General features: G+C 47.1%; 9 protein-coding genes. All 9 read right to left on the bottom strand.

Annotated features, from left to right (window positions below; genetic code table 11):
* Positions 1-3: 3 nt before the first annotated feature.
* The 9 genes from D829_RS0128100 to xylB all read right to left on the bottom strand — a co-directional run bounded on the left by D829_RS0128100 (position 4) and on the right by xylB (position 12,454).
* Complete coding sequence (locus D829_RS0128100; protein WP_017692247.1) at positions 4-1,131, bottom strand: transglutaminase domain-containing protein; 1,128 nt, start codon at positions 1,129-1,131, stop codon at positions 4-6.
* Positions 1,132-1,523: 392 nt separating this feature from the next.
* Positions 1,524-3,917: an S-layer homology domain-containing protein gene (locus D829_RS0128095; protein WP_017692246.1), complete on the bottom strand. Its 2,394-nt coding sequence runs from the start codon at positions 3,915-3,917 to the stop codon at positions 1,524-1,526.
* Positions 3,918-4,143: 226 nt separating this feature from the next.
* Positions 4,144-5,070 carry an alpha/beta hydrolase gene (locus tag D829_RS32060; RefSeq protein WP_017692245.1) on the bottom strand — a complete coding sequence of 309 codons (927 nt, stop codon included), beginning with the start codon at positions 5,068-5,070 and terminating at the stop codon, positions 4,144-4,146.
* A 169-nt stretch (positions 5,071-5,239) separates the two neighbouring features.
* Complete coding sequence (locus D829_RS0128085; protein WP_017692244.1) at positions 5,240-5,866, bottom strand: bifunctional 4-hydroxy-2-oxoglutarate aldolase/2-dehydro-3-deoxy-phosphogluconate aldolase; 627 nt, start codon at positions 5,864-5,866, stop codon at positions 5,240-5,242.
* A gap of 150 nt (positions 5,867-6,016) precedes the next feature.
* Positions 6,017-7,168: an MFS transporter gene (locus D829_RS32055; RefSeq protein ID WP_017692243.1), complete on the bottom strand. Its 1,152-nt coding sequence runs from the start codon at positions 7,166-7,168 to the stop codon at positions 6,017-6,019.
* A gap of 116 nt (positions 7,169-7,284) precedes the next feature.
* Complete coding sequence (locus D829_RS0128075) at positions 7,285-7,686, bottom strand: Rrf2 family transcriptional regulator (RefSeq protein WP_026081469.1); 402 nt, start codon at positions 7,684-7,686, stop codon at positions 7,285-7,287.
* Positions 7,687-7,869: 183 nt separating this feature from the next.
* Complete coding sequence (locus tag D829_RS33145; protein WP_017692241.1) at positions 7,870-10,011, bottom strand: glycosyltransferase; 2,142 nt, start codon at positions 10,009-10,011, stop codon at positions 7,870-7,872.
* A gap of 11 nt (positions 10,012-10,022) precedes the next feature.
* A complete protein-coding gene (locus tag D829_RS0128065; RefSeq protein WP_017692240.1) occupies positions 10,023-10,739 on the bottom strand; it encodes a glycosyltransferase family 2 protein in 717 nt (238 codons plus the stop codon).
* Between the two features lie 221 nt (positions 10,740-10,960).
* Positions 10,961-12,454: a xylulokinase gene (gene xylB / locus D829_RS0128060; RefSeq protein WP_017692239.1), complete on the bottom strand. Its 1,494-nt coding sequence runs from the start codon at positions 12,452-12,454 to the stop codon at positions 10,961-10,963.
* Positions 12,455-12,504 lie beyond the last annotated feature (50 nt).

Below are 12,504 nucleotides of genomic sequence, written 5' to 3'. Positions count from 1 at the left end.
TCATCATAACGTCCAGTTAATTTTGACGCGCAGATCCGCAGTACCTTCCATTTTGGACACATAATAAGATATCGATTTCATGCCAAGCTGGTACAAATCCTGCAAATCTTCAATCAGTCCAGCCTCCGTACCCTTGTACCTGAATGTCAGCGAGGTTCCGCCTTCCTTCAGCTTACTCTGAACTTTGGTCTTCAGCGCAGCACGGCCTTTAACAGCATCCTGTTCATCATACAGGGAATAGTCCAGAGCATGGTACAGCTTCTGATAAGCGGCTTTTTTGCTATCTCCGGCCTTCACCAGCTTTAATAAAGCTTCTCGATATGGGGCTGACGCAGCGGGGTACTTGCTTTTGCCTGTCCAGATATGGTCACGTGCCATCTCATCATCGCTCAGCAAATAATAGCTGTGGCTAACCTTACCTTTGCGGTCAGGGGTAGGATCATCCCAGGTGGTATCCATGTGATACCACTTGTCGTCCAGGTTCACGATATTCCAGGCATGAAGCTGCCCGCCCGCTGTACCTTCCACAATCCTGTTATCGATACCTACTCGCTCCAGCATCCGATATGCCAGCAGTGAATACCCCTGACAGACGGTACTGCCTGTAACAAGCCCGTCGTAGGCCGTATATTTCTTCAACGAAGTATCGTAGGAAAGGTTAAGCACAATCCAATCATGAATGACCTTGACCTTCTCATGATCCGTCATGCCTGGTTTGATGATTTCTTTCAACACATTTGTGACTTTACGATTCACATAATCGGTCTGCTCCTTGGTCTCCCGATAGGAGAGAGTCACATGCACCTCGGCCGACACATTGGAGCCTTTATAATTAAATGCATAACTTTTAACGGTATATTGGATATAGGGGTCACTCTTCATTGCCTCATCAATGGAGGTTTGTAATTGTTTTTTGAGGCCTTTCACATTGCCTTTGTATGTAAAAACAAGTTCCTCCGTTCGCTGTGACATTGCGGTAAGCAAGGTCTGGCGCAAATCTGTTGCCGTGGATATATCTGATGTTCCTGATGCAGCATACAGTTGATCCAGATCAACCGTACGTGGTAACGCTACAGCAATCAGACAGCCTGCCAGCAGTATGGTGATAATTCGTTTCCCGTTCTTACCCATGAAAGGAACCCACCCTTCTTTGCAAAGTTCTCACGCCCTATTGTATCACAAAAGGCTCTGTCGTCATTCTTCTATATCATTTCAACTAAAGAATATTTACACGAACACTCCGATGTCAGAACAACTTTCCGATCGCTGTTATCCCCAGATTTTTTTGATCCTTTATTCAAAAGGAAAAATCCGGTGATAAAGGCGCACGCTTCGCTTCCTCAAGTTATTTCTGACCTCTCCGTTATCGTGTAAATGTTAGTTGAAATTATATAATTTTTGTAAAAATTAAATCAAAAGAGACCTTCTATGGAAGGTCCCTTTCATCTTCAGTTCAATAAATCACGACTACCCGTTATCTTCATCCTATGATTCGTTTGGTCACGATATGAGTGGTTCATCATCTAATACAGGCGATTACCACTCATAAACGTATCTGTCTTACCTTGAAGCTTGGCAAGCCGTTCCAATACCTGTGACGCTTCAGCTACCGTCACTTTGCGTGCAGGCATGAATCGTCCTTCAATCGAAGGAAGCAATCCCAGCTTCAGACTCAGGGAAACCGCTCCCTTACTCGTAATGGCACTGGCATCCGCAATGTTGGGAAGATCCGATGGCAACGTATAGAATCCGGCCAGCTTCTCATAGCGTAAAATACGTACAAGCAGCACTGCCAATTCTTCACGTGTCATCTCTTCTTGCGGATTCAAATTCTGTTCAGGGTCCGCTCCGGCAAGCCAGCGCTGATCGATTAATGCCCGAACTGCCTTATAATAAGGACTATCAGGTGTCACATCAGCGTATAACTTGTCATCTCCGTCCCCACTGTAGTACAGATCCATATTTGGATTAATCGCTCTTGCCAGATAGTTAAACCAATCTCCTCGGGTGATCACACGATCCGGGAATACGCGTCCCTGCTCATCAGCAAGCAATACGCCATGCTGTGTCATATTGCGTAGAGCTGCTTCGGCCACATGACCCAAGATATCCGTAGGTTCAGCCTTGGTTGCGGAGCTTGTGTCCCCGTATAAAAGCTTCCATTCTCCTGTGTTCGCATCCAGCGCTTCATAGTTGCCATAGATCGAATTCTCATCACGTGTAGGCATATAAGCAAGGTTCACCCCCGCTGGGATGACTTGACCACCGTTCGTACCATATCCGCCATAACGGGAATATGCGAGGATCAGCTTGAACTCCTCCAGATAGAGTGCCTTGGCCTCTTCATAACTGATGGCTGGCTTAACATCTGCCGGCAGTTGTTCAGGCGTTGCCACAATACGCGTATAGAACTCGTTAATCGTCCCGTCGTTCAACACCTGTACTTGTGCCGTATCTTCCTTAACCGGAATTCCGTTCAGATAGCGCTGGAACAAAAATGTGCGAGCATCGTCCACCTCAATCACATTAGCCAGCCGGAACTGCTCCGTTGCATCTGGAACTAGCGCAATCACTGTGTCCATCGCCAGTTTCTCAGCCTGCTTCCGGGTTACCATTTTGCCTGCCTTCTCCTCAGCCGGCTTCTCCTGTTCCATCTCTGGTCCGATTCGTTGCATCATCGTATAACTGTAGATCTGCCCGGTTACTGCATCTACCTGTGCTGAGATATCCCGCATGAACATATAGGACATATTGGCACTTCGATCGCTCCAGCTCAGACTCCACACCTGATTGTTCGGACTTGAGTAATATCCCTTGCCCAGCTGGCTATGTTCAAGCTTATAACCTTTGGGAATATCAAAGTTCGTTGCGACCCGATTGGCGGCCTGCTGAACATTTAACCTCGTACCATTGGCCGGGACAAAAGGCGTTACATCACCTTTTAACTTCGTATCCTGCTGCAAAGAATCTTTATCTACAGCTTTACCTGTTAATGTATTAATCCGCTCCAACGTATTGGCTTCAATCGGAACGATACTGATATTTTTTGGTGTATATGCAAGGTAATACTGCTGACCCTGTTTGGAAGATAGACGATCTTTGGCGATATAAGCCAGTTCCACATCGAACTGTTCTTCAAACTGCTGTCTGGCCTTCTCTTCTGAAGCTGCCGGTTTCGATGAGGGATACTTGGCTTCGATAGTACCTCGTGAGTAACCTGTCACCAAACCACTTTCATCCACATTAATGTAGACTGTCTCTGCATCAGATAACAATCCATCATGTTTTAACTGGTACCCGTATCGATACTCTGTTCTGCCAAACAATGACTCTTGTTCAATGGAAGAATACAGATCTCCAAGCGGAGCATATTCACTTTCCTTAAGACCTGGAATCGCTTGGTACAACAATGCCTCGGCCTTTTCTTCAGCTTCAGCTTTGGTTAACTTCACATCCGATTCCGAGACATGTTTATCCAGGATATCCGACGGCAAATGTACACTTAACACTTCCCCTGTGCCTGCATGTACAGTTCCACTGAATCCCGACGTATGATTGCCTTGTGTAATCTGAAACCCGATCTCCCACGCCTTGTAGTCTGGCGGTGGATAGGAATTAGGTGAATCGAATCGTGCAGATGAGATCGTTGCTTTTTTTAACAATGGAAATAATTTCAGTATATTTTTACTGGCTTGCCTGGATGAGATTTTCGCTCCCTCAGGCACGTCATTGCTCGTTGCGTCTAGTTGTTCATTTTCCCCCGTTGTCGCTTCGGTCAACTGCTCTGCTTGCGCGGCTGATGCACTGCCTGCAAAACCTGGTGTTTGCGAAGCAAGCAGCAGTGTTGCCATCGCTGCGGTTGTTGCTTTGGTTGCGAACATTTTCAAACGTAGATTAAACTTCCAATTCAAACTCAAATCTCGACCTCTCCCTTCAATTTCATACAAAGAAGCATAACAAATAACCTCGCATGAATATTGCCAGTCTATTCTATGATACCATAAGCTTCCTTTTTAATCGTCGTTTTCCGGGCAATTTTACAAATGTGAATTTCTGCATATTGCTATTAACAGCAAAAAAACGCCAACCACGTTGGCGTTTTCTCTGTTAGCCTGCACTCTTATGTAGGCTGATTCTACCTTGTCAACTACTCGCTTTAGACGAATCGTTCGACTTCTCCTGACCTTGGACATGAGTTTTCAAAAAGGGAATAACGGTGTCCCAGAAGGCGGGATCTTCCTCGGAACAACTGTGTCCTCCGCTGTTGACCCATAGATGTTCAACAGGCGGATCGGCTTTGGACATAAAATATTCAAGCTCACTCGGGGGAATGAAATTATCTCCCTTGGAGTGCACCATAAGCATCGGCAGTTGCATCCCCCTGCGCCGTTCATTCAGCATGATCACCGGATCACGCTGACGATAAGATTTCAGAGATTCACCCAGTCGCCAGAACCAGATTCTCGGAATTAACTGGGCCAGTGGAAACAAGGGCAGACGCCGGCGTCTAAGCTCTGAACTGACGATTACCTCAAATTGCGATGGCATCGAGTCCGTAATCACTGCTGATACAGGAATTCCCTCCGTCACTGCAAGAATCGTACCCAATCCCCCCAAAGAATGACCAAGCACTCCGATGGCATCCGCATCAATCTCTGGTCGTGCAGTCGTATATTGCAACGCCGCGAGCAGATCATCCCGGAACAAATAGGCAGATGCAGCACGTACCTGATCACTGGCCCCATGACTACGCACATCATACATAAATAAGGCATATCCCGCTTCCCAGATCGGACGTGCGTAACGAAGAACACGGGAGCGATTGGAGCCCCAGCCATGTGCAATAATAACGAGCGGCCATGGTTTCGAAATGTCGGCTCTGGCCGGGATGAACCAGCCATGCACCTGACCTCCCCCACTGTCAAAGGTCACATCCTCAAATGGCATTGGGGGTGTCAGTGTGATTGGAATCTTCTTGGGTGTCTGGCTCTTTACCGCTGCCTTCCATAAACCACCTGCCGTTACTGCGGCCACGGCGAGCATGCCGCCTATCATTGTTTTAGCTTTCACAGGGCATCTCTCCTCTCCGAATTCTGGCATACATCCATCATAAAACAATAGAATGAACGGCACGTTAAGCGACATGGATTTTTATGATAAAGATTGATCCGACAATTAATCTAAAGGCACCTTCATATATATACCCAAATATACATATCCCTCATCTGACGCTGGAATCCTAGGCTTCAGCTGCTTCCACAAATCTCCGTGCACATGCTGCAATCTGCTCATGATCTCCTGCTACAAGAGCTTCTCGTGGTACAAGTGCACTTCCCAGACCCACTGCAGCAGCGCCTGCTGCGTAATAATCAGCAATATTCTCCAGTGTGGCACCACCTGTTGCCAGCAGTGGAATATGATTCAGTGGAGCTTTGATCTCCCTCAGATACGGTATGCCCAGACTCGCCATCGGAAACAACTTCACAACTCGTGCTCCCGCTTCATGGGCAGCGACAATTTCCGTGGGTGTCATGGCTCCAGGCCAGATCTCGACACCATGTTCTACAGCATATTCAATGACAGACAGATCGACATTGGGAGACACCAGAAATTGTGCTCCTGCAGCGACCGCTTCCTTCGCCATTTGCACATTCAGTACCGTACCCGCTCCAACATAAGCCTTCCCTTCATGCCGCTCACGCCAGTCTGCAATAATATCATGTGCTCCAGGTGTGTTCAGTGTGACTTCCATCAGTCGGATTCCACCATCTGTCATACCTTGTCCGGCTGTTACCGCCGCTTCACGGCTAATGCCACGCACAATCGCGACCAGCCTTGACTCCAATAATACTTCCGTGAGATTCATATCCAGTTCCCCTTGCTTCATCAAATCGGCAGCCGAAGACAGACAATCATGTTCACCGCTTTTCCGTTACTATTATTGTAAAGCATATCCTCTCCTGGATGAAATCATTTGATCCAATATTCACTTCTTCCTTTTAAAAAGACATTGGATTTAACTTGGCTTTGTAGTCAACCTGAAGGAAACAAGGGCAATCGCCAACGCCAACAGCAGGACCATACCACCAATCCACCCCAAATTTTGAACGGAATTGTATTTCACAACTACACCTCCCAATCCGGCACCGAAAGTCATACCTATGTTCATTACTGCCGTATTGTAACTCAGGACTGTTTCAGAAGACTGTGGTCTCAATGTAATCAAATAGAACTGATTCGCGGGCGTTGTTATCCAGGCAGCTGTGCCCCAAATCATGATGGTCAGAAGAATACCTATTGTGGAACTTGCTGTGATTGGCAAAATAAAGAGGGCACCAGCATGAATAATCAAACTGATTGGAATCGTGCGAACAGGTCCCCATCGATCTACCGCATAGCCACCAAGACGGGAACCTATGAATGCAAATACACCCAATACAAGTAACGCCGTACTAATCATTTCTATTGAAAAATCGGCTACTGAACTTAAAAGTGGAGCGATATAAGCAAATACCATGGTGTACCCCAGAATCCAGAATACAGTCGTTAATAATCCAGTAATAACCTTTTTATCTTTGATAATCAACAATTGTTGCTTCAGGGAGAGAGACGGGTTACCCTCCATTCGAGGAATAAATCTGTACAACAGCATGAAATTAATAAATGCGATAATTGCAATCATGATATAAACATAGTGCCAATCCATGTAGGCAGCAATGAAGGTACCAATCGGCACTCCTAATACCAATGAAACGGTGAATCCTGTGATGACAGTTGCAATGGCACTACCCTGTTTGCCAGAAGGAGCTAGTCTTGCAGCATAGTTCGTGGCTAGGACAAAATACAGACCACCACTCATGGCCAATACGATGCGTGAGAACATAAGCATGCCAAAGTTCAAACTGAAGAATGCAATGATATTTCCCAAGATAAAAATAAGCATGGAATACAGAAGTACTTTTTTACGTTGTAACTTGGAAGTCAGCATGACCAGAGCCCAGGCTCCCAATGCATGAGATAGTGCATATACGGTGACCAATTGTCCTGCTAATGAGATCGAAACCTGTAAATCGCGGGCAATGATATCTAAAACACCAGATACGACAAATTCGGCTGTTCCCACAACAAAGGCTCCTAAAGCCAATAAATAGATAATAAATGAATTCATTTCAGTCTCCTTTATTCAAAAGAATAGTGTGTGAAATCTTTTGGATATATTCGTTTGTTGAAAATTATAATAGATATAAAAGACAAATTATATCTTTCATTAATGCAAAAAAATACTTAATGCATCATTGATATTTTACTGGCAATCGAAGATAATTTTCGGTTTTTAAGCACTTCTTCCATCTGTACTTCGGCAGTGATCATGGTTTCTTGAATTAAGCATCCCTGTTTATGATTGTGACAGCAATCAAACAGAGAGGCTGTACCCTCAATGGCCTGTATGATGTCCAAAAACGTAAGATCCTCCCACTTCTCCTGAAGTGTATACCCGCCATGGGCACCAGATGAAGAATGAATCATCCCCTCTTTCGTCAATTTGGTTAAAATTTTGGACAGATATGTGGGTGAAACATTCTGCCACTTTGAAAGTTGCTGCACACCCACAGGTTTATCTGAATTGGATGCCGCAAGAAAAAGCATTGTGTGCAGGGCGTAATTGGTAGCTTTGGAATACTTCATCATCTCAATCCTCCCTAATAAAAGACTTAATATATCTACAATAACCCCTTTAATGCAATTACGTCAATAACCCCCTCTCATAAAAGTGGCACATTGCGTCCACTCCTTCATCAGAGGAGGCTCTTGTCACAAACAACTGTTCCAGCAATATCTATACCTACAGTTTCAATCTATATGCATGCTTTAGGCATTTTCCAATACGTTATCCTTCTCCAAATCTTTAAAGTATCGATCGTTATATAACATGCTCGGATGTGTTGGATGATAGGCGAGTGCGATATCATTATGTTCTCGGGCCTTGGCACGGTTCCCCATCCGGTCATAACACACACATAGTTGCAGATGCGGCATCCAGGTCCAGGCTGCTTCATTCAGCACTACCATAGGATCATCAGGACGTACAGCACGAGTCGCCTGTTCATACCAGAACAGGGCCTTGCGATAATCTTCACGGTCGGCAAAATAACCACCCAATCGACAGCAAATCTCGGCTCGTGGCAAATCATAGGCAAATGATCGGAACAACGCCGTGACTTCCTGCTCCGGACGTTCAAGTGCAGCTTCACAATCCGCAATTTTCTGGCAAGCGGCAATCTGATCTTCCACCCAGCCCAGCCCGGTATCCAGAAACTTCTCATAGTACTTTACCGCATCCTCATGCTGTCCATGGTCCTTCAGTTCATTACCGAAATAGTACAAGTCACGCGGCCCGAATTCCTCTCCGGCCTGTTCCCTTTTGCGATAGATCCGCAGATTACGATCGGTATACTCCTTATCTTTCTTGTGGGTAACCGCTATATCACTATGCAGCAGATTGCCCGCTACAGCCAGATATTCATGCACCGCGCCAATCCAGCGAAATTGCCGATCGCGACGCACCAGACGATTCCGGCGCAGGCTGTAGGCTACCTTGCCATCTGCTGTGTATGACAGATTGTAATCCATCGTGACACTATCGACATCCGGATCCAGCGAACGTTTCAAGGCGATCAGTTTCCCCCGATCTTCCGGTTCGAACACATCGTCGGCATCCAGCCACAGAATATATTCACTCTTCGCCTGATCGAAGGCAAAGTTTCGTGCTGCTGCAAAGTCATCCACCCATTCAAAATCAACGATACGATCCGTATATCTGGAAGCGATCTGACGGGTACGATCCGTCGAACCGGTATCCACGATTACAATCTCATCGGCAATGTCGTTGACCGAGTCCAGACATCTGGCGAGGGAAGCTTCTTCATTTTTCACAATCATACACAAGGTAATACTGATCGTCTCCTCACCTCGTCTCGCCCTGCGATTAAAGGCAGATACCCCCGGCAGTTCGGACAATCGATAGATGTGGTACGCGGGGAGATGAGTATCAACGAACAAACGAAAACCCAGTGCCTGAGCACGGATGCAGAAATGACGATCTTCGCCCCAGAAGGATACATTGGAAATCTGGTCATATGAAACTCCAGCTGCCAGAACATTTTTGCGAATAAGGGTACACGCCCCTAGCCCTCCAACTTCATAACAACCCGGGATCCGTAGCTGATTTAGAAAAGCAGTCGTTTGTGTGCCCTCGTCCTCCGTCTCGGTTCCGTCTACTGTTTTGCCACCGCGGCGAAACAAAGCATACTCATCTTGCAGCCATACCTGTGGCATTTCCCTGGCATCCGGCTGCCAGCGGGTCCAAAAGATATTGGATACAATGTCTTTGCCACTCGATACAAGTTGCTCCAGCGTCCGCGGATGCAGCACCAAGTCAGAATCAATCAGGAAAACCGCATCGTAGTGATTATCGCGTGCATATTGCAATATGCGATTTTTCAAACCGGCTACACGCCAAATCTGCTCATCCTGCCAATAGTGTCCTCCCTCATCCTTGCTGTACACCCCTTTGTTGTCAGGACTACCGCTACCATGTTCATCTGCTTGAATAACCGTCCCTTCATGCTGAAGCACAAATTCATGCAATATATTCGATGCGGCTTCTTCCACGTTATCGTCTACAAACAGATAGTCCGTCTTCACTGTTGTTCGTTCCAGTGCATGCAGAGAATCCAGAAATTCACGGAGCACCGGAGTTGTCTGGCGAACCGGGCTGGCGATCAGTATTCTTTCTTGCACAAGCGCTTCAAGGTTTTCCGAATGGCGAATTTCTTGCGATTTAGCAGAACCTCTGGACGGTGGATGATTACTCTGGCTCTCTTTCTGGCTCTCATGTTGCTCCTCTTTTTGATTCTCTTTCTGATTCTCTTTTTCTTGGGAAATCGGCTCTATTTGAGGTTGGGATTCTTCTTGCGATTTGCGTAAAGGGTCTTTCTTCAATGTGCTCACTCCCCCTCTCCTTATTCGAACCATGCCAACAGTCGTGGCTCTTGATCCAATATCGATTCGTACTGTTCCTTCCAACCGTATCTTGCTTCAGGGTCCAGTGCTTGATAGCGTTCATATTTGCGGATACGGTCTTCTTCCCGCGCCCAACCATAGTGCTTCACCCGGGGAGCATGACATCCATAGGACCAATGCTGGATCGTTAACGGAAAACGACCACAATGCTGGGGTGTCTCCTTCCATTCATAGCTCATCCCCGGGTGATAACGAATCAGAAAGGGCCGATAATAGGCATGCGCCTGCCAGAACTCATCTTCCCGGTAATGCGTCTCACTCCACATATCAAACAATCTGAAATAGATCGCATCTTCATTGCCACTGAGCAGCAGATCCCGTACCACCCCAAAGTCACGGGTTAGAATCTCATCCGCATCCAGATTCAAAATCCACTCCGGATTGGTCGCCACCGTCTCTTCCCATTGTTGTTTTCTCAGGCTTACCTCGTCTGCAAAACGTGAAGCAGCGTTCTCCACTAATACGAGTGGAATACCGTCCAGAAGTTCCCTGCACAGTGCGACCGTTCCATCCGTGCTTCCGTCATCAATGATTACTGCGCGATCAATCCAGGGACGATGTCTCTCCAGTGCCTGCCTGAGATAGCGATTCTCTTCATTACGAACGATCATCGACAAGGTAATATGTGGTCTTCCATGTTCCTCATGTCCATCCAAAGCTTCACCCCCATGCTTAAGCTTCTACCTATTAAAATGTCGGACACACGATGCCTGGACGAATCACAATCCTCTATTTCCAATCTATGCAGAGCCGGAATGCGGATATGCAGGTCAAGGAAACCTTTCATGGGGTTAATCTTGATGAACGACAAAAAAGCACCCGCCTTCGCGGATGCTTTTAAATGTAATCACAAGGTTAATGGAGTGAAATAAATGAATTAACGGTATTCCGCCAAACGATCATTGAGACTACGAGTCTGTCCATAGACTTCCTGGTACAGTGCGAACAGTCCATCATAGACGGCAACCGTTTCCGGGTTCGGCTCATAAGACTTCGCTGGACGAATAAACGCTGTTGCACATTCCTGCAGTGACGGGAACCAGCCACAGCCATAGGCAGCCAGCATTGCTGCACCCATCGCAGGACCCTGTTCGCTCTCCAGCTTCACAATCGTGGCGTTAAAGACATCCGCCTGCATTTGCAACCAAGCTTCGTTCTTGGCACCGCCACCAATGGAGATGACTTCATTGACTGCTTTGCCTGCATCACGCAGAATATCAATGGACTCGCGCAGCGAGAAGGTAATGCCCTCCATCACCGCACGTCCAAAGTGCTCCAGCTTGTGTCCTGCATCCATACCGATGAAGCTGCCACGGATATTCGCATCCGGATGAGGTGTACGCTCCCCAACGATATATGGTGTGAACAACAATCCATTGCTGCCCGCCGGAACCTGATCAATGCCCTGTAAGAGCACATCAAATGATTTGTCCGCTGCAAACGTATCCTTGAACCAGGACAGGCTATATCCTGCGGCAAGCGTTACACCCATAATATAGAAGGCATCTTTCTCCCCGTGATTGAAAAAGTGTACTTTGCCTTCGAAGTCGAGATCTTTACGCTCTTCGTAAGAAAGCACAACCCCGGATGTGCCGATGCTGCACATCGTCTGTCCTTCACTCAGAATGCCTGCGCCAATCGCACCGCATGCATTGTCCGCACCACCTGCATATACTTTCGTCGCAGCCGCCAGACCCGTTTGATCCGCAATCTCAGGCAGCAACGTGCCCACTTCCTCAAACGATTCCACAAGACGTGGACAAAGGGAGATCGGTAGCTCGAATGCTTCTGCAATCTCGTTGCTCCACTGCTTGCCTGCAACGTCCAGCAGCAAAGTTCCCGCTGCATCAGAATAATCCATAGCGTAATCCCCGGTGAGGCGATAACGCACATAGTCTTTTGGCAACAGGAACAAGGATGCTTGCTGTAACAATTCAGGCTCGTTCTCCTGAACCCACAGAATTTTTGGCAAGGTAAAGCCTTCCAGTGCGCGGTTCCGGGCAATACTTAACAGCTTGCTGTCCAGCACTTTTTCGATCCGGCGGCACTGAGCCGTTGTGCGTGTATCGTTCCACAGGATTGCATTCCGCAGCGGTTTACCTTCTGCATCCACCAAGACCAGTCCGTGCATCTGACCGGAGAAGCTCAATCCCTCGATTTCCGAAGGCTGCACGCCAGACACTTCCAGCAACTTGTGCAAGGAAACAATGGTCTGCTCTACCCAATCTTCGGGATTTTGTTCACTGTATCCAGCCTTGGGCTGGTACAACGGATATGCTTCGGATGCTTCAAATGCCACTTTTCCTTCACGATTGACCAACACGGTTTTGACCGCGCTGGTTCCAAGATCGACGCCAATTACGTAACTCATAGGTTAACTCCTCTCGTTTGTAACAAGATTGTATAAATGAAACCTTGAGG

The organism is Paenibacillus sp. PAMC 26794, from assembly GCF_000316035.1.
GTDB lineage: Bacteria > Bacillota > Bacilli > Paenibacillales > Paenibacillaceae > Paenibacillus.
This window is presented reverse-complemented; position numbering and strand designations above follow the sequence as displayed.

Coding starts and splice junctions, on each gene's coding strand:
- xylB (WP_017692239.1), bottom strand. CDS start 12,454: ATGAGTTACGTAATTGGCGTCGATCTTGGAACCAGCGCGGTCAAAACC.
- D829_RS0128075 (WP_026081469.1), bottom strand. CDS start 7,686: ATGAAGTATTCCAAAGCTACCAATTACGCCCTGCACACAATGCTTTTT.
- D829_RS32055 (WP_017692243.1), bottom strand. CDS start 7,168: ATGAATTCATTTATTATCTATTTATTGGCTTTAGGAGCCTTTGTTGTG.
- D829_RS0128100 (WP_017692247.1), bottom strand. CDS start 1,131: ATGGGTAAGAACGGGAAACGAATTATCACCATACTGCTGGCAGGCTGT.
- D829_RS0128085 (WP_017692244.1), bottom strand. CDS start 5,866: ATGAATCTCACGGAAGTATTATTGGAGTCAAGGCTGGTCGCGATTGTG.